The organism is Pantoea sp. B623 (assembly GCF_024814475.1).
In the GTDB taxonomy this organism is placed as follows: domain Bacteria; phylum Pseudomonadota; class Gammaproteobacteria; order Enterobacterales; family Enterobacteriaceae; genus Pantoea; species Pantoea ananatis.
In genome coordinates this window covers 184,071-203,185 of the sequence record NZ_JANUXM010000003.1, presented here as the reverse complement: position 1 = coordinate 203,185, position 19,115 = coordinate 184,071, and the positions used below count along the sequence as shown (strand labels likewise).

The 19,115-nt window shown below is 49.7% G+C and carries 15 protein-coding genes and 1 pseudogene; 6 read left to right on the top strand and 10 right to left on the bottom strand.

Annotated elements, in window-relative coordinates; all coding sequences use genetic code 11:
• Positions 1-3 precede the first annotated feature (3 nt).
• The 4 genes from NXS97_RS01510 to NXS97_RS01495 all read right to left on the bottom strand — a co-directional run bounded on the left by NXS97_RS01510 (position 4) and on the right by NXS97_RS01495 (position 4,710).
• Positions 4-1,161 (bottom strand): exo-alpha-sialidase, encoded by a 1,158-nt coding sequence (locus NXS97_RS01510; protein WP_014598171.1) that lies wholly within the window; start codon positions 1,159-1,161, stop codon positions 4-6.
• 1 nt (position 1,162) lies between these two features.
• Positions 1,163-2,584, bottom strand: a complete 1,422-nt coding sequence (locus NXS97_RS01505; protein WP_013027813.1) for a sodium:solute symporter family protein — start codon at positions 2,582-2,584, stop codon at positions 1,163-1,165.
• Positions 2,585-2,660: 76 nt separating this feature from the next.
• The gene (locus NXS97_RS01500) at positions 2,661-3,545 is read right to left on the bottom strand and encodes a dihydrodipicolinate synthase family protein (RefSeq protein WP_013027814.1); all 885 of its coding nucleotides are present in this window, start codon (positions 3,543-3,545) and stop codon (positions 2,661-2,663) included.
• Positions 3,546-3,564: 19 nt separating this feature from the next.
• Complete coding sequence (locus NXS97_RS01495; RefSeq protein ID WP_013027815.1) at positions 3,565-4,710, bottom strand: iron-containing alcohol dehydrogenase; 1,146 nt, start codon at positions 4,708-4,710, stop codon at positions 3,565-3,567.
• Positions 4,711-5,175: 465 nt separating this feature from the next.
• Here NXS97_RS01495 and NXS97_RS01490 point away from each other — a divergent pair, with 465 nt between their 5' ends.
• The 3 genes and pseudogenes from NXS97_RS01490 (at position 5,176) to NXS97_RS01480 (ending at position 9,682) form a co-directional block, all read left to right on the top strand.
• Positions 5,176-6,162, top strand: a complete 987-nt coding sequence (locus tag NXS97_RS01490) for a D-threonate 4-phosphate dehydrogenase (protein ID WP_014598170.1) — start codon at positions 5,176-5,178, stop codon at positions 6,160-6,162.
• 743 nt (positions 6,163-6,905) lie between these two features.
• Positions 6,906-8,276 (top strand): tyrosine phenol-lyase, encoded by a 1,371-nt coding sequence (locus NXS97_RS01485; protein WP_022622990.1) that lies wholly within the window; start codon positions 6,906-6,908, stop codon positions 8,274-8,276.
• Positions 8,277-8,431: 155 nt separating this feature from the next.
• A pseudogene (locus tag NXS97_RS01480) lies at positions 8,432-9,682 on the top strand (aromatic amino acid transporter).
• Between the two features lie 418 nt (positions 9,683-10,100).
• Here the strand turns inward: NXS97_RS01480 and NXS97_RS01475 are convergent.
• A complete protein-coding gene (locus NXS97_RS01475; protein ID WP_013027819.1) occupies positions 10,101-10,295 on the bottom strand; it encodes a hypothetical protein in 195 nt (64 codons plus the stop codon).
• 740 nt (positions 10,296-11,035) lie between these two features.
• Between NXS97_RS01475 and NXS97_RS01470 the strand changes: the two genes are divergently transcribed.
• On the top strand, positions 11,036-12,496 hold the full coding sequence (locus NXS97_RS01470) for a mannitol dehydrogenase family protein (protein ID WP_105077579.1): 1,461 nt from the start codon (positions 11,036-11,038) through the stop codon (positions 12,494-12,496).
• Positions 12,497-12,537: 41 nt separating this feature from the next.
• Here NXS97_RS01470 and NXS97_RS01465 read toward each other — a convergent pair whose 3' ends face one another.
• From NXS97_RS01465 to NXS97_RS01450, 4 genes are all read right to left on the bottom strand, one after another.
• Positions 12,538-13,572: an alpha/beta hydrolase gene (locus tag NXS97_RS01465; protein ID WP_064374365.1), complete on the bottom strand. Its 1,035-nt coding sequence runs from the start codon at positions 13,570-13,572 to the stop codon at positions 12,538-12,540.
• Positions 13,573-13,772: 200 nt separating this feature from the next.
• On the bottom strand, positions 13,773-13,859 hold the full coding sequence (mgtU, locus tag NXS97_RS23275) for a magnesium transporter protection protein MgtU (protein WP_353938854.1): 87 nt from the start codon (positions 13,857-13,859) through the stop codon (positions 13,773-13,775).
• A 351-nt stretch (positions 13,860-14,210) separates the two neighbouring features.
• A complete protein-coding gene (locus tag NXS97_RS01455; protein WP_013027822.1) occupies positions 14,211-14,492 on the bottom strand; it encodes a hypothetical protein in 282 nt (93 codons plus the stop codon).
• A 166-nt stretch (positions 14,493-14,658) separates the two neighbouring features.
• On the bottom strand, positions 14,659-15,543 hold the full coding sequence (locus tag NXS97_RS01450; protein WP_014598165.1) for a helix-turn-helix domain-containing protein: 885 nt from the start codon (positions 15,541-15,543) through the stop codon (positions 14,659-14,661).
• 169 nt (positions 15,544-15,712) lie between these two features.
• Between NXS97_RS01450 and NXS97_RS01445 the strand changes: the two genes are divergently transcribed.
• Entirely contained in the window at positions 15,713-16,618 is a 906-nt protein-coding gene (locus NXS97_RS01445; protein WP_013027824.1) for a DMT family transporter, read from the top strand.
• A gap of 20 nt (positions 16,619-16,638) precedes the next feature.
• Here the strand turns inward: NXS97_RS01445 and NXS97_RS01440 are convergent, their stop codons facing one another.
• On the bottom strand, positions 16,639-16,986 hold the full coding sequence (locus NXS97_RS01440) for a gamma-glutamylcyclotransferase family protein (protein ID WP_259231649.1): 348 nt from the start codon (positions 16,984-16,986) through the stop codon (positions 16,639-16,641).
• A gap of 332 nt (positions 16,987-17,318) precedes the next feature.
• On the opposite strand from NXS97_RS01440, the gene NXS97_RS01435 reads away from it, so the two are divergent.
• The gene (locus NXS97_RS01435) at positions 17,319-18,977 is read left to right on the top strand and encodes a methyl-accepting chemotaxis protein (protein ID WP_014333091.1); all 1,659 of its coding nucleotides are present in this window, start codon (positions 17,319-17,321) and stop codon (positions 18,975-18,977) included.
• Positions 18,978-19,115 lie beyond the last annotated feature (138 nt).

Here is a 19,115-nt window from a genome sequence, read left to right as displayed (position 1 = left end):
AGATTACTCCTTCACCCACTCAGGCGTGACGCGCGCGTATTTAATTGCCTGACGAAAATAGGTATAAGCGATATGCAAAGTCCCCCCAGCATCCTGCTTGATGCTGGGATAGGAAAATTCACGGTTGCGTTTTTCCTGAGAGTTATTGGTCATACAGTATCCATCGCCTTCATCGAGGTTTTTCTGCCATGGCCAGGTCTTGCCCCCATCCGCTGAAATAGCCACGGTCATGGGCGCGCGCGGTGCCCCCCAGAATGCGGTACGTCCTGTCGTTTCCGGCTCTTTTCTGCCATCACCGTCATCGATCTCATCATATAGAGAGGCACGACGTTCTGTGGCCCCGGCCGCACTCATATTGTTAAATACCAGCGCCAGCTCGCCGCTGTGCAGCGTCGTCACCTGAATAGAAGAGTTGTTGTTAGGTAAAACAGTGGCCTCGGGCGATGACCAGGTTTCTCCGCCATCGGTGGAGCGGCTCAGATAGATATGATCCGCCCAGCGGCTGCGGTAAAGGGCAACCAGCGAACCATCCTGCAAGGCGGTGATATTCATGTGTACACACCCCAGGCTGTCTGGCACGACCACATCTCGCCAGCTTTTGCCCTGATCAGACGAAATTTTCACCGCGCTGATATCATCATTACCTACCCATTTTTCACCTGGCTGGGTACGGCAGTAGAACACGGGCAGTAACCAGTTACCGTTATCCAGAACGGTAATGGGCTGACGGATAAAGGTGCCTGGCTTATCTAACAGCGTATCGATCGGGCCCCAGGTTTGGCCAAGATCGCTGGACTGGCGGTATCGGACAATCGCCGTATCCTGATTGCCGGAGATCTGCGCCGTCCACAATAGCCAGAGAACATTATTGGGCGCGAGAAACAGCACAGGGTTTTGCTCAGACCGCGTGGGATCGTCAGACAGTTTGACGGCTTCGCTCCAGGTGTCAGCGCCTGCCGGCAAGCGAGAGCACCAGACGGAGATATCGGCAATCCCTTCCTGTGTTCCGCCAAACCAGACGCAGAGCAGGGAACCATCCTGCAGTGGCAAAATATTGGCGGCGTGGTTTTGCGGGCATGACGAAGGCAACATTGCCGTCATTACTCGACCATCTTTTTCCCATGGCTTCAGATGGCCATCACGAATTACGGTTACGGTCATTTTATTCTCCTTTGCTTGCTGCATTTTTTGCCTCTTCAGCGGCCTGGGTCCGGGCTTTACTTGGGATCATATGGTCAATAGCCATAATCAATGCCGGTGTCAGTAGCGCGATATACATGTTGTTGATACCAAAAGGATCGCCTAACAGGTACCAGATGGAAGTCACCACACAGGCGCCCACCAGGCCCGCATTTGCCCCACGCGTACTTCTGTAGAACGGCGCGTAGAAGGCAATCACCGCAACAACGGTAATAGACAGACGAATAGCACGTGTAAAGAAAGAGAGTTTTAAGACTTCAGGCACGAACAGAACAAAAATCAACGGCAGGAAACCAATCAACAGTGATAACCAGCGCGTTGTTTTAAATTCCTGATCGGGCGTCGGTTTGAAATAAGGCACATAGAAATCTTTCACTACCAGTGAGGCGATCGCCAGAGCGACGGTACTGACGCTGACAAAGATGGAGGCCACCAGCGAGGTCGTTACCAGACCAGCCAGCCAGGGGTTCATGTCCTGCAAAAACACCGGCATGGCGTACAGGCTGTTAATTTCTGGATGCAGGTACTTTGCGGCCACACCGATCACCGCAATCGCCAGCGCAATCGGCATACAGAACAGGAAAGCAATCCACGTGGAGCGCTGGGCAGATTTCACGTCTTTAGTTGAGGAGATAGCCTGAATAACAAACTGTGTGCAGAAAATCGAACCAATAGTACCGATGAGCCAGGCAACGATGGTTGATACGCCGATATTACCATCCCAGGTCCAGTAATAGGCGGGCATTTCGTCGATCATGGGTTTGAAGCCGCCCGTTTGCGACAGTGCAAACCACAAAATAGCCAGAATACCAAAATACTTCAGCGCGCTGTGCAGCATGGTGACCCAGGCAATTCCCTTTAAACCACCAAACGCAAAGTAGAAGGTACTGACGATAGCGGTGATAAACGCAGCAATGGGCAGGGTAACGTGTAAGACCGTCGCGATAGCTGCGGCACCACTCACATAATTACCCACGTTTACCAGCAGCAGGGCATAAATCATAATCAGTGAAATGATATTCTTGGTACTGCTACCGTATTTTTCAGCGATGGCGCCCGAAATGGTAATTTTGCCGGTGTTATAAATACGTTTAACCAGAATCATACCAAATAACGGAAAACCGATTGCCGCACCAATAACAGACCATGACGCGGCAATACCGCCTTCAAAAGCGGCCTGCGCGGTGCCGATGGTCGACTTTGCCCCTATATATTCTGACATCAGCAGAATACCAACAATAAAGGCGGGCATGGCGCGTGAGCCTTCCATAAAATCGCCAGAGTTTTTACTGCGTAAGCGAAACGTTAGCCAGGTGGTAAATAAAATATAAGCCACCACGATGCCAATAATTATCAGGGTGTCCTGAGCGTTGAAAGTTTTCATTATAGCCTCAGATATAACAAGATAAATTCGGGGAGCACAGCGACTCCCTGTCTTTACGTTTTATTACTTCTTATTATCATTTCAGGTACAGGTTGATGATTCTGCGGATTTCATCTTCCTGTGCGGTATCAAAGTGAACGGCATAACGGCTTTCGCCCACGTTATAACCTAAAATCTGCAACGCTTTTTTAACTGCTGCGGGTGAAAATGCCACTTTATAAAGGTCTGTGCGTAAGCCCGTGACCTGCTCTTGCGCCAGCCGCGATCCTTCACGATCTCCGGCATGGAAGCGAGACCAGATAGCATTGATTTGACGCGGCGCGACGTTAGCCAGGCCTGAAATACAGGCTGAGCATCCCTCGACATAGCCCTGGTGAATCAGTGAGTCCGGACCGTTCAGCACATCGAAGTCTTTACTGTCTTTAACGGCATCCAGATAACCTTTCAGGCTTTCATAGCTTCCCGCGCTGTCTTTCACGCCAATAATATTCGGGTGTTCAGCAAGTGTGCGGGCCGTTTGTGGCTCGATCGTATTACCCGTCCTGGCCGGAATGTTATATAAAAACACCGGAACGGAAAGGGCATCCGCAATGGCCGTGTAATGATGAATAAGTTCGCGCTGATTAAGCGGCACAAAATAAGGCGTAATCACCGAAACTGCGTCCACGCCCAGTTTTTCGATTTGTTTGCCCAGCCGAATGGTTTCGCGGGTGGAAATCTCACCAATATGCGCCACAACGTTTCCGCGCCCCGATACTTCATTAACACAGGTTTCAGTAACAGTGAGTTTCTCTTTCTCATTAAGGACAAAAAACTCACCGTTAGTGCCGCCACAGAAAATACCGTTGCCCGCATTAAGTTGGCGAATAACCTGACGCTTAAGTTCATCAAGGTTAAGTCCGCCTTCTTTATCAAAAGGGGTAACAATAGCTGTTAACACACCTTCAATTTTCTTACGCATTACCCACTCCTTTTTTAAATTAAATCCTGGGGAAAAGTGTCCGGTAAATTGCAGCCACATCCTGATGGCTGACTACGCAAGGCGAATTGTTCATCAATCGCTTCACGTTCAGAGCCGCTTCACTGAGGGAATCGATATCATCGGATGGCACACCCAGGGCTTCCAGGTTATCAGGCAGGTTGAGGCGTTTGACTAATTTGGCCAGATAGTCAACCAGCGCATGTGATTTCTCTTCCTGACTCAGCGTGGTATCGGCTTCCGGGATCAGATCCCAGACGTTGGCAAATTTCTCCACCGCAAAGGGCCGCACTACTTTCATGCAGGGCGCCAGCAGAATGGCGTTAGCGACACCGTGAGGCAGATGCCAGGTACCGCCTAAGGGATAGGACAGGGCATGAACAAGATGGGTACCGGCATGGGCAATGGCTGCACCGCCATAATAAGAGGCCCACAGCATTTCCAGCTTGGCTGTCAGGTTATGCGGTTCATTAACGGAGGTTTCCAGATGACGGAATAATTTATACAACCCCATGAGTGCAACATTGTCACCGACAGGATTCGAAATCGTCGCGGTGTAGCACTCAAGTAAATGGCACAGCGCATCAATTCCCGTTGAGGAGGCGATATGCGCGGGCATGCTGGTTGTCAGCTCAGGTATCAGGGCAACATAATCTGGCAGCATGACAGGCGAAATAATACCGACTTTGGTATTTTGCTCGGGAATGGCCAGAATGGCATTTGGGGTCGATTCCGATCCTGTGCCCGCGGTAGAAGGAATGAGCAGCGACGGCAAGCGCGCTTCAATTTTCTGACCGTCCAGCAGAGCCTTGAGCGAAGGACGGGACGCATGGCATAAAACCGAGAGGAGCTTCGCCACATCCAACACGCTTCCGCCACCAACACCCACGACCAAATCATAGGCCTTACCTGCCGTGCGCGTCAGCACTGTTTCAACGTCAGTATGCGTCGGCTCTGCCGGAACATCGTCAATGAGCTCTACCTGACGAGCATCCTGCCCCAGTAGTGTGAGGATCTGCGCTGTTGCCGGCAAATTCACAATGTTTTTATCTGTTAAAACCAGCAGTCGTTTTCTGCCCGCCACGACGGGCGCCAGTGCGTTTATCGCATGAGAACCGCTTAATATCGTGCTGTTAATTATGGCCACATTCTTCTCCCCGTTTATGACTGAAATTCATCATGCTGCTGTAGCGCAATCACTCAGCGACTAAATTTATAAATAAAATAGCGCTTTATTAAATTGATCTTGCTCACATATAATCGATTGTGATTGAATATAATCAAATGATCGAGCGGATGATTTGCACACCTGGTCGCTGTGTGTAAACGCGCCTTTAGCTGAAGCCGTCAGTGAGCAGCACGCGATTTGCTGCCTGGTGCGTGTTCCGTTGGTGATGCGCAGCGCACCGTCAAATGCGGTATTACTCAGGTGCGGAGATTGCGACGGCATCGTGCGCGACGGGATTCAGAATTGAGGGCCGGGCGGGTGATTGTGCGCCATACAGATACTTTCCCGGTCGCGGCCGGAGTCTGACTGTATTGATTAAAGTCGGTGTTTTCGGAGATGAAACCACCCTTTCAGAAATATTGAGCTTCGTTGAGGAGAAAACAGGTGACGAATACTGTTGCTATAACAATGGGAGATCCTGCCGGGATCGGTCCTGAAATCATTATTAAAGCGTTAGCCGAAGGTGCATTGAATGGTTCACCCGCGGTTGTTATCGGCTGCGCTGAGACTTTCCGCCGCATACTGGCCATGAACATCACACCTCAGGTTGAACTCCGGGTGATCGACCAGGTTTCTGAGGCACGGTTCACGCCCGGCATCCTTCATATTATTGATGAGAAGGTGGCGCATCCCGAAGCGTTGCAATGTGGTGTGGTTCAGCCAGAAGCCGGTGACGTGGCCTACCGTTGCATCAAGCGCGCGACAGAAATGGCGCTGCGTGGTGAGGTAAAGGCGATTGCGACTGCGCCGCTGAATAAAGAAGCGCTGCATCTGGCAGGGCATCATTATCCGGGCCATACCGAATTACTCGCGAAGCTAACGGACACCAAAGATTATTCGATGGTGCTCTACACCGATAAACTGAAAGTCATTCATGTCACCACACATATTTCCCTGCGCAAGTTTCTGGATACGCTGAGTCAGGCGCGGGTGGAAACGGTGGTCAGGATTGCCGATACCTTTTTACGCCGGGTCGGTTTCACCCAACCGCGTATTGCGGTGGCAGGAGTAAACCCACATGCGGGTGAAAATGGTCTGTTTGGCGATGAAGAGATCCGTATTCTGACGCCCGCTGTCGAAGCGATGAAAGCGCAGGGCATGGATGTGTACGGCCCCTGTCCACCGGACACCGTTTTCATGCAGTGTAACGAAGACATGTACGACATTGTTGTCGCCATGTATCACGATCAGGGGCATATTCCGCTTAAGCTGCTTGGCTTTTACGACGGGGTGAACATCACGGCAGGATTGCCTTTCCTGCGTACTTCAGCCGATCACGGTACGGCATTTAACATCGCCTGGACAGGTAAGGCTAATCCGGAGAGTATGGCGATATCAATTGATATGGCCATGAAGATTACCCGGGAGTAATAATTTATCGAAAGCTAATGCTTTCTGGTCACTCAGGCGATGGCAAGACATCGCCTTTTCTCCACCGGGCTGAAGCGTCATCGCTGTCCACAACCCATCCACCTCAACACGTTACCTCCACTTCGCTTGCAAATGACTACGAGCAGATAGTCATGCTCTATTACATAAGTTCTCTTTATTTAAGTTTTGATCGGCAGCGACCTGCCTCAGTGGGATAATATGAATGGATTGTCTCAGTGCTGTAGCGACTTTCTTATTTCAACGTCATTAACATTCGCCGCTCAGTTAATAACTCGGAGATGTACATTGAAGTTTACGGATTTTAAGCAACCGCTGTGATTATTCATTTTTTAGGTGATCGCTGCCTCATATTATCTGGTTAAAAATGTCACATTTATTACCTATAAAGAAAATGGAAAGATAAGTTTTCATTGTTATCAACCTTAACCGACTTTTCTGTTTCTGTATGACCGACGGCCGTTACGCTAACGCTATGAATATTCAGCATACATGGCCGATCTTTTTTGATGTTTAATCATTTTTACGTTTTATACATTGTCAGAAAGGCGCGCATAGTGACGCGGCTATTTTCATCGCATGATAAATCCCGCATGATGGTGTCGTATTATTTCCACCTCAATTCTGAGGTTATTGTTATATCTTCCTGTGCATTTCATCTATGCACCAGACTTATTCGACGCGCATTTTTCTGCGTATGAAAATGGATAACTGGAGAAATAAACATGAACTATCCTGCCGAGCCTTTCCGCATTAAAAGTGTTGAAACCGTATCAATGATCTCACGCGATGAGCGTGTTAAAAAAATGCAAGAAGCGGGCTATAACACGTTTTTACTGAATTCAAAGGATATCTACATCGATCTGCTGACAGACAGCGGTACAAATGCCATGAGTGACAAGCAGTGGGCAGGGATGATGATTGGTGATGAAGCCTACGCAGGCAGTGAAAACTTCTACCATCTCGAAAAAACGGTGAAAGAGTTGTTTGGTTTCAAACACATCGTTCCAACCCACCAGGGACGCGGGGCGGAAAACCTGCTCTCGCAGCTGGCCATTAAGCCCGGTCAATATGTCGCAGGAAATATGTACTTTACAACAACCCGCTTCCATCAGGAAAAAAATGGCGCAACCTTTGTGGATATTGTCCGCGATGAAGCACATGACGCCAGCCTGAATCTCCCCTTTAAAGGTAATATTGACCTGAATAAATTAGCGACGCTCATTAAAGAAAAAGGCGCCGAGAACATCGCCTATATCTGCCTTGCGGTCACCGTGAATCTGGCGGGTGGGCAGCCCGTTTCAATGGCGAATATGCGTGCCGTACATGAAATGGCCAGCACGTATGGCATTAAGATCTATTACGATGCTACCCGTTGCGTTGAAAATGCCTATTTTATCAAAGAGCAGGAGGCGGGCTACGAGAACGTCAGTATCAAAGATATCGTGCATGAAATGTTCAGCTATGCCGATGGGTGCACCATGAGCGGTAAAAAAGATTGTCTGGTGAATATCGGCGGCTTCTTGTGTATGAACGATGAGGAGATGTTCTCAGCGGCAAAAGAGTTGGTTGTCGTTTATGAAGGTATGCCGTCATACGGCGGGCTGGCCGGTCGGGATATGGAAGCGATGGCTATTGGGCTACGTGAAGCCATGCAGTATGAATATATTGAACATCGGGTCAAACAGGTGCGCTATCTGGGCGATAAACTCCGTGAAGCCGGCGTACCCATTGTTGAACCGACGGGCGGACATGCGGTATTTCTTGATGCTCGTCGTTTCTGTCCACACCTGACGCAGGATCAGTTCCCTGCGCAGAGCCTGGCAGCCAGCATCTATATGGAAACCGGCGTGCGAAGTATGGAACGTGGAATTGTTTCCGCCGGTCGCAGCAAGGAAACGGGGGAGAACCATCGCCCCAAACTGGAGACGGTACGTCTCACTATTCCACGCCGTGTTTACACTTACGCGCACATGGATGTTGTTGCCGATGGCATCATTAAACTGTACCAGCATAAAGAAGATATTCGTGGTCTGACGTTTGTTTATGAACCTAAACAACTTCGCTTCTTTACTGCGCGTTTTGACTTTATTTAATACAACCCTGGCCCCGCAGGGGCCCTGTTTCTCTCCTATCACCCTTCCTTTATTTCAGACCTGCCGCCATGGCAGGTCTGCAGTAGAACCGTTATTATCCAGCGGATTCAGAATGACGCCAAAATGATAATAAAGAGTCAACAGGAGAATTTCTCATGGTTATTAAGAAAACAACACCCGGTTTAATGAGTGGAACGATGCTTATCATTGCCACCGTCATAGGTGGCGGAATGTTCTCACTGCCGATTGCTATGGCTGGCATATGGTTCCCAGGCGCATCAATTATTTTAACGCTCATTGCCATAATGATGCTGTTAACCGGACTGATGCTGGTTGAAGTCAATCTCCATTATGGCGGTGGTGCGAGTTTTAACACCTTCACAAAGGATTTATTAGGTCATAAATGGAATGTTGTGGTGGGTATCGCATTTGGCTTTGTCTTGTATATTTTAACTTATGCTTATATTTCTGGCTCTTCTGCTGTCATCTCTCAGACGGTAGAAAAATACAGCGGATTTTATCTTCCAGCCCGCTTATCTGTGATCATCGTAAGCGTGTTGGTCGGTGGCATCGCATGGTACAGCTCGCTTTTGGTTGGCCGTATTACAACGGTGTTAATTATCGGGAAGTTTGTTGCCTTTTTTGCTACCTTCTCTGGCCTGATATGGCATGTCGAAGGCGCTAAACTTATTGACAGTGCCGCCTGGGCGCTGCCTGACACGTAATATCTGCCTTATATTTTAATGACGCTACCTTTCTGCATCATCTCTTACGGTTTCCACGGCAACGTGCCCAGTCTGGTGAAGCTGTATGGCACTCAGGGGGTTGAGAATATCACCCGGTCGATTTTTATTGGCACGGCTTTCGCTCTGCTGCTTTACATATTCTGGTTGGTCGTCACCATGGGCAATATCAGCCGCGCCGATTTTTCGCCCATTATCGCCAAAGGGGGGAATATTGATGTATTTGTCGAGGCAATAGGGGGCTTATTTACCAGCACGTCTATGGATCTGATCCTCACTTTCTTTGGTAATTTTGCGGTAGCCAGTTCATTGCTAGCCGCGACGCTGGGGCTTTTCGATTATATTGCCGATCTGTTTCATTTTTCAGACGACCGTTCTGGCCGGTTTAAGACGGCCCTGGTAACGTATTTGCCACCCGCTGTCGTTTGTTTCATCCTGCCCGGTGGCTTTGTCTATGCAATTGGCTATGCCGGTCTGGCCTTTACGATCTGGAGCGTTATTCTGCCGCCTTTTCTTGTGAAAGCGGCCCGCAAGCGTTTTCCCACTGCAGTCTATACCGCACCCTGTAATAACATGATCCTTAATCTGGTTATCGTGGTGGGGGGATTCGTTTACCTGACGGTGGTACTTGATGTATTCCGGCTGCTGCCTTCGTTTAGCTAAAGTGAAGCGAGCGCGATGTGTGCACCTTATCACCATCACCATCCTGTGCTCTCGTGCTGCCTGATTAGCCCAGTGTCCCTTGCCGGGGGCTGAGCGACTCACGTCTTCAACACTTCTCAGGCTTCAGCCGCGATGCCCCCACGGACAAGCTGGCTGAAGCTCAGTGTCGGGGCTCAGTAAGCCCCGATCGACAAAGCGTATAACGACCTGTTATTCAAGGTGTGATGACAGGCAGCAGGCTAAAGGGTAATACCCTGCTGCTGCAGTCGCGTTGCGCGGAATCTTACCTGAAGGCAAACATGCATCTCTTCATGGCAACATCCTGAGATAAGGTCTGAGCAATGTGAATTGGGGTTTTAACAAGAGCGGCCCTCATTAAAACCAGTCAGAGGGCCAGGAGAGATCGGGACAGTGGTATTTATTTTGCTGATTTATTATTGATTTTTACTCGTTCAGTTAACAGACTGGTTTCAAGATCAGAAAAATTCAGGGTTCTCAAGAAGGCAGGATTAATATTCTTACAGGGTAACAGTCGGGTATCACCAAGGTTATTGACAAGAATGAGGTAAGGGTTTGTTCCTTGCATATCAATCACAGAGTTCAATTTCCACATAATTTCCTCCTTGGTTCATGGATGTCATGAACACAGCTGGAATTATGCGTGGTAATCCGCCGGAAAAATGAGGAATCAGTGCTACCTGATGCTCTGTTTCCCTCATGGTAAGCATTAAATTATAAATACTTGATGTACATCTATGTCATTAAATTGTCACAATGAAAGCCATCGCGAATCGCGTAAGAAATAACTAACTCAAACTTGATCGGACCGACGATGAAACAGTGTTGTCATAATGGAGCTAGTTATGAAGGGTTCATTTTCCTGCATCACACGTTTTGAATAAATTTGAATTTATTTTACATAACGCCCTGTCAGGCATTACGCCTTTTTCCGGATATAAGAATTTTTCGCCAGAGACGGTGCTGTCTCTGATTACTTATGTCTTAAAATATTAATAACATAAAAACCACCAATTTAACCTCATGGAAACAGGCTTGTGAGGTGTATTCCTTAAATGCGTGTTATTTATTTCGCTATCTCATCCCAGCACATGTCACAATTCAGGTGTTGCTTCTGGTATGGTAGTGGACTTGCATATTTTCATAGCGATAATCTTGGTTTTGACGAAAAAATTGTTCAACGCACAATCTGCAATCCACTAATTGATCATTTTGTCGCGGCGGTCATTTAATTTTAATTACCCTTTTTTCATCAATGCTGTTATGTCACGCAAGGACACAGCGAATCATGCCGGAAATAACCAAATAATAACTTTAATTAACAGTGAGATTACAATGCCAAATAAATTACTCAGTGCTAACGCCACCGTTCCACAGTGGGATCGCCATAATCTGGTTCCGAGAATCGTTCATCTCGGATTTGGTGCGTTTCACCGTGCCCATCAGGCTGTCTATGCAGACGTTCTTGCTGCTGAACACAGCAGCAACTGGGGTTATATTGAAGTCAATCTTATCGGCGGTGAGCAACAGATTGCCGATCTCAAGCGTCAGGATTTTCTCTATACCGTGGCAGAAATGTCCGCCAGTGCGTGGTCAGGCAGGGTGGTTGGCGTCGTCAGGCAGGCGCTTCATGCGCAGGTTGATGGCACTGAAGCCGTGCTGGAGGCGCTATGCCAGCCGCAGGTTGCCATTGTGTCGTTAACGATTACCGAAAAGGGCTACTGCCACGCGCCCGCGACAGGCGAACTGATGCGTGACCATCCCCTCATCGTAGCTGACTTAGCACAGCCCCATCAGCCCCATTCCGCCCCAGGCATCATCGTTGAAGCGCTGGCCCGCCGCAGAGCGGCGGGGTTAGCCGCCTTCAGCGTCATGTCCTGCGATAACATTCCTGAAAATGGCAGGGTGATTGCCGGGGTCGTTTGCGCCTATGCGCGGCAATGCGATCGCGAACTGGCAAGCTGGATCGAACAGCACGTCACCTTTCCCTCTACCATGGTGGATCGTATCGTACCCGCCGTCACCCAGGAAAGCCTGAATAAAATTGCGCAGGTAACAGGGGTGCAGGATGCTCTGGCGGTGGCCTGTGAACCCTTCAGGCAATGGGTGATAGAGGATAACTTCGTAGCCGGACGTCCTGAGTGGGAAAAGGCCGGCGCAGAACTCGTTAACGATGTTGTCCCGTACGAAGAAATGAAGTTGCGCATGTTAAACGGCAGTCACTCATTTCTGGCCTATCTTGGTTATCTGGCGGGCTATGAACATATTTGTGACTGCATGGAGGATCCCGATTTCAGTCGGGCAGCACGAACGTTGATGCTGCAGGAGCAGGCACCGACATTGCAAGTTAAGGGCGTGGATCTGACGCGTTATGCTGACCTGCTGATCGCGCGCTTTGAAAACCATGCGTTAAAGCACCGTGCCTGGCAGATAGCCATGGATGGCAGCCAGAAACTTCCTCAGCGCTGGCTGGACTCGGTTCGTTGGCATCTCAGATACGAAAGTGATTTTGACCTGCTCGCCCTGGGCATTGCCGGTTGGATGCGCTATGTCTCAGGCGTAGACGAGCAGGGAAATCCGATTGAAGTGATCGACCCGTTATTACCCACTTTGAACGCTGCTGTGGGATCCAGTGCTGATGGCGAGGCGAGGGTGAAAGCATTATTAGGTGTCGATGCCATTTTTGGTGAGGAGCTGGCAAATAATGCGTACTTTGTGGAGCAGGTAACCCGTGCCTATCAGCTTCTGCTTGATAAAGGGGCGAAAGGCGCGGTAGCCGCTGCCGTTGCGCATTAATCTTCAGTGAGGCAAGCCACGGGCAGTGGCTTGCCTGGCGATTACAGGTTATCGTTTGGACGGCCAGATTGGTCGGCAACGACGCCCGTATCTGGTTTGAGTTCGCGCGTAAACCAGCTTACGACTTCCTGGATCACTTCCGGCTGGTACCAGGTGAGGTCGGCATGCTCTGCCCCTTTTACCACAACGTAGTCCACTTTCTCACCGGCTTTCCTGAGGGCATCAAACAGCTGCGCACTTTGATGGGGCGATACCAGAGAATCTTTATCACCGTGCATAATCAGGAAAGGCGGCTTGCTGTTACGTAAATGTCCCATAGGGCTGGCATGCCGTGCTTTTGCCGTGTCGTCCATGATGCTTGCGCCAGCAAACTCACGAAAGGCTGGACCGTGCACCAGCAATGCCTCGGTTACCGCAGGTGACTGATGAACTTTTTGAATTTCATTGGCATAACCTTCGCCAATGTTAAGGAGGTCGGATATGCCATATAGCGTTGCCACTGCCTGCACATCTGAGGATTTATCGGTGAAATCACCGCGATCAAACGCCGTTTCCCCCTGTGTGGTGCCGAGCATTTGCACAAGCCATCCCCCAGCCGAATCGCCGAGTACACCAATGCGCGCGGGATCAATGCCGTATGTCTCGGCATGTTGTCGCAAATAGCGCACTGCCGCTTTACCATCATTTACCGGAGCCGGGAAGGTATCCGGTACAACGCGATATTCCGCAGCGGCCACAACAAAGCCAGCCTCTGCCAGCGCCATACGCATCTGGATGTACTTATCGTGATTGGCACTGGTAAAACCGCCACCGGGAAAATAAATGATGGCGGGTTTAGGCGCGTCGGTGCGGGGCACTAACAGCGACATATGGAGCGGCCTGGTCTCTCGTGCCGTCGTGATTTGTGAATAAACGATGCCACTAATGGCATCTATCTGATTGCGTGTTGGTTTGACCTGAATAACCTTTGCACCCTCACGATAACCCGTCAGATCGTTATGCTCTGTCGCCATCGCGCTCCCCATTGTCATCATTGCTGCTAACCCACCAATTAAAAAATTGTGGCATAGATTCATAATTTTTCCCCAGACGTTGAGAGAAATGCTCTCAATTGAACAAAAAAAAACTGCATTAAGGCTGTCATTTTCAGCAATCAGACGGTAATGCATAAACGGCAAAGAGAAGTTGAGCGAGATTATGAAAGCCGGATTTTGGGGGAAAGATTGCGGAGTGATGAGGCGCGGGCCAAACCTTGTGGCGGTCTGGCCCGATGAGATTAGCGAATGACGATGGTAAGCAGGATAAAAACGACTGCGATAGCTACCACCTGAATAAAAATCCGATCAAGCGTGAATTTACGCATAGCGTCACCTCACGGCGTCAGTATTTGCCAGATACCCAATCCTGTCAGGATCAGGCCGGTTAAAAGAAAAATGAACGAAATCGCGCTTTCAGATGAAAACTTCATGATGTGCTTCCTTGTCATTATGATGACGGTTAATCGCATCCGATGATGTGAACATTAACGTCACCCGGTGAGACAGCGTCCGGCTTCTGCCTGTCAGAAACCCATGCCGTTATCCCGGCCCGAGTGCGCTGATGTTTCGGCGGCAGGCACCTCTTTATTACGCCGCTCGATATCAATGTTGCATCAGGTGATAAGTCTGACGGTTTAACGATAGGCGGTAAGCCTCTTTATCGGCTGATTTTGGCGTCATGTTCCTGTGCGGCTATCCGCATGCATGGCGACAAAAAAGGGATGATCCAGCCTGCTGTTAACGCTGCTCGTGTAGGAATAACTGCTGCGACAGCAAGACATCGCGTCAATAAGGCTTACAGCGATTGCACTCGCTTTGCGGGAGGAGGGAATAGCGCGTTTTTGAACAGTAACATGACCACAGTCCTCATTCGTTAACTGCTGGCTGACCAGAATGGCGATTGTCATGCGGGTAATCATGGTCGGCTTTGCGAAACAGCCATCCGAACCTTCAATCACGCCGATACCATGAAGCCTGAATGAATGCGTGCCTAGTATAATCAGGATGCAACGTGAGTAAAGCCAATACCTGTGGGTGAGTGAGGATAGGTTTAAGTTACTCAGACATGAAATTATCGTTGCTGATTTCCGGTCACGGTTATCAGCCCTTACCAGTGCCTCTGATTCAGGGCGCTTTCACGCCATTCGCCATTCGCAGTTGCGAAGGGGTCAAGCCTGTCACCTGTTTGAAGCGGTGGCTGAAATGACTTAGCGAACTAAAGCCAGTATCCAGTGCGATTTGCGTCAACGGCAGCGAGGTTGACTGCACCATCTGCTGTGCTTTTTCCATGCGGCGCTGCATGACGTACTGATGCGGCGCAATACCGAGCGACTGGCGAAACATCCTGGCAAAATGGTACTCACTCAGGTTTGCCTGAGTGGCCAGTGCATCAAGCGTGAGGGGCAATGCCAGGTGCGCATCAATAAAAGCCAGCGTATTGCGTAATACAAAGGGGGCCAGTCCACCCGTTACCGCCGGAGGCCGCCACTGAACGCTGGAATAGTGCTGGATCAGATGAGTTAATAACAGGGTGCTGGCAGTGCTCAACATGAGGTGATTTGCGGGCTGCTGCCAGTCACAGCTGAGTAAGAACTGGCGATACAACGTGGTGATACTGGCATCACTGCAAAATATTTTCTCATCCAGTGCAATCGACAGCGGGCTGCGATCCCATATTTTCTCGCCCACATCGCGTAAATGCTCATCTGTGCAATAGAGATGCACAAAAGAGAGGTTATTACGTACGTCCCATGTGGATTCGCTCTGCTGCGGCATCAGGCAGAATTTATCTGGTCCACCGCCGTTTCGCCAGCCGGAAGCGGTTTTGTGGTAACTCTCATAGCCATCGGCAACATACAGGCTTAGCGTGTGATGGTTACTGTTTACGGTAATCCTGTCTTGCTTGTTGTGCCATGCTGCCAGCCGGATGCCGGAGTTAAGCATGACCGATTCGCGCAACACAGCTTTATTTTGACGCAGTATTTCAAACGTGTCGTAAACGCGAGACATAACTCTTTTCCGCCCGTTCATCAGAGGCTCAGTCTAGGGCGAGAGCCAGCAGGTAGCCAGATCTGTATCGTTAAAATGCGCAAGATTTTGCAAATCAGACGCAGGTTCATAGAAGCGTGCGTCCTCATCAGTTGGGACACTGTGTTCTGCTTCGTTTAAAGGAAAAAGTATGAACGCATTACTCTATGCTGTGGTCGTGGTTATCTGGGGTACAACCTGGATTGCCATCTTTTTGCAACAAGGGCCCGTTGATGTCACGGTGTCCGTTTTCTGGCGCTTCGCCATAGCCAGTATTTTATTGCTGACGCTCCTGCAGATAATGGGGCGCCTGCGCAGATTATCGCCGCGCGATCATCTGTTTTGCGCTTTGCAGGGCTGCTGTGTATTTTGCTTTAATTTTTGGTGCTTTTACACCGCCGCCGGTTATATCAATACCGGTTTAGAGTCCGTGATTTTTTCCATGGCGGTGCTGTATAACGCAGTAAACAGTTATCTGTTTTTTGGGCAGCGCCCCCAGCCGCGTTTCTGGTTTGCGGTCACGCTGGGATTAACGGGCATGATCCTGTTGTTTTGGGACGATCTGCACATCAGCGGCGCAAGCGGTGGACTGTGGCGAGGCATCGGCCTGTCGGCGTTGGGCACGTTTGGCTTTTCTCTGGGCAACATGATCAGCCTGCGGCATCAGCGCAGACAGCTGGAAACCATGACCACTAACGCCTGGGCTATGTTATACGGCGCAATGGTCATGGGCATTATCGCTCTACTTCGTGGCGTGAGTTTCTCACCGCTCTGGACACTGAGCTACCTCAGTGCCTTGCTTTATTTGTCCATATTCGGTTCGGTCATTGCGTTTTGGGCGTATTTCACCCTGGTCAGACGTACGGGCGCCGCTAAAGCCGCATACACAACACTGATGTTTCCGTTGGTTGCCCTCACCTTATCGACGGTTTATGAAGGCTATCACTGGCAAAGCCACAGCGTGGTGGGATTGCTGATGATCCTGGGCGGTAACCTGGTGATGTTCGGACGTCCCTTGCGCTGGCCAAAACCGAAACCCATGCCGGGCACGCTATAAAGCAGTGATCAGATAAGGCGTTATTCACTGTCTTGCGGAATGCTCTGCGGCTGAAGTTGATATATCCATGCGGTGACACTGTCACCGTTTTCCAGGGCCACCTTAACGCTGATCCGGTCATAACCCTCCTCAAATTCATCCAGCATCGGCCAGTGTAGGTACAGATTGTCCGAGGAAAAAAGAAAGCCCTGCACTTGTGGCCCGCGATCGTCCACAACAATACCGGGGAAGCCTGCAGCCGCGCCGCGCCCTTCAGTAAAAAAAACGCCCCGGACAACTCCGGCCTGCCAGGCGCCACCGATGTTCTCCAGAAGAGAGGCGTTACTGCGGCCCGGACACAGGGTGCCATAAACAAACAACCTTTCCATATTCGTCTCTGTCACAAAAAATGCCACCTTACCTGTCTGGAATGTCGTTGTCATCAGGCAGGGGCGATCAGGTCACGAGTCTGTATATCAGGCTGATAAACAACAACCTTATGCAAGGCAACGCGCAAATAGAACAGGGTTTAATCGCTAAAGGCTGAGGCAAGTCATTATTTTTTATTCCCGTCAGCGGTTGAGTGACTTAGTCTTTATTTTCTATTTATCAAGTTTTAGAAATTAAATATATCTCTGATTAACAGGTAAAGCTGGTTTGTACTGTGCCGATAAGAATGCATTGCGATAACCTTTTTTCAATTTCACACTCAGGGGCTTTTATGACTATTACCCAGCGTTTGGTGCTGGCATTTTCATTGCTGGCGTTATCACTTTGTGCGCTCGTTGCTGTTTCATTATCCGTGATATCCGGTTTCCAGTCGCGCTTTGAATATGTTCAGGTGAATGCGATACCCAGCATTAAAGATCTGAACAAGTCAATCAGTGCAACTAACCAGCTCGGGCTGGCATTGTATCGTCATCAGTCGATGGCCGACAGCGCGAAACAGTCCGCAGCTGAAGATAAAATCAATGGCATTCTTGATAATATTAAATCGCTGAATGACTACTATATGGCGAATGATATTTCCAGTGATGAAGATAAAGCGATGACGGTACAGGCGCAACGTAACCTTGACGCGGTTCGTAGCACGCTTCCGGCATTTCTTGCAGCTTCGCGCAGTCACGATAATGCCCTGTCGCTAGAACAGCTTCAGGGCGAAAACGGCATTGGCGCCGCTGCCCGCAAAATGGAGTCTGACTTCACCAAACAAATCGATTTGAATATTAAAATTGGTGATGGATTAAGAGCAGAGAATAACCGTATTTATTCACAGACGTTTTGGATGATGACAAGTGCATCCGTGCTGGTTATTGTGTTACTCGGCCTGTTCTCTGTCAGTATTATTCTGGGAATTAAAAGAAGCCTGACCAGCATTAAAGATACGATGTCGACCGTCAGTAATAACCTTGATTTAACCTGTTCAGCGCCTGTCCTCAGAAACGATGAAATAGGCCAGACCGCATCAGCGTTTAATGATTTGTTGAAACGTGTATCCACCACTCTGATGTCTGTGAACCATTCAGCGCAATCTGTCAGTACGGGCGCGACGCAAATCGCAGCGGGCAATGAAGACCTGTCATCGCGTACGGAACAACAGGCGGCTTCACTGGAAGAAACGTCAGTCAGTATGGCGACGCTGAGCGATACCGTGCGTCAGAATGCGGAAGGTGCGGTACAGGCCAGCAATCTGGCAAATAATGCCAATACGCTGTCCAAACAAAACGGCTCAGCAGTCAGTCAAATGTTGACGACGATGGGCGACATTCGCGGCAGTTCTGCCAAAATTTCTGAAATCACCGGGCTTATTGAGGGGATTGCTTTCCAGACCAATATCCTGGCGCTTAATGCCGCGGTAGAAGCGGCACGTGCCGGTGAACACGGTAGGGGGTTCGCGGTCGTCGCCTCTGAGGTCCGTAATCTGGCACAGCGCTCTTCGTCCGCAGCCCGGGAGATTAAAGATCTTATCAACGTGTCAGTTTCACAAGTTGAGCAGGGCCTTGAGCAGGCAACAAGCGTGGGCAGCAATTCAGACAACGTCAGCAATGCTATTCAACAGGTCGCTGATTTAGTCAATGAAATTGCGGCCGCTACGGCCGAGCAGAGTAAAGGCATTGAGCAGGTTCATCTGGCCATCGGGCAAATGGATGAAGTGACGCAGCAAAACGCCTCACTGGTTGAAGAAGCGTCTTCGGCGTCTAAATCTCTGCAGGAGCAGGCAGAAACGCTATCGAGACTGGTTTCAACCTTTAAGGTTAATGACAGTGTCACCCAGGTTGCTTCACCAGCCAGTGTGCCGGTGAGCCCGTCAGTACCCGCACTGAAAAGGCCGGATTTGAAAGCAGTCAACGTCGATAAGGTTAACTGGGAAAGTTTCTGATGCCTTCTTTAGGGATCTAAGCCCGCCGGTGCCTGCTGGCGACAAAAAGCGCTGTGTACGACAGCGCTTTTTTATTGCCCGATGCACGTCTTTTCTGCCAGTAAAGCGGGTGAGCGTGTCGCTTGTTGTCCTGGGTAA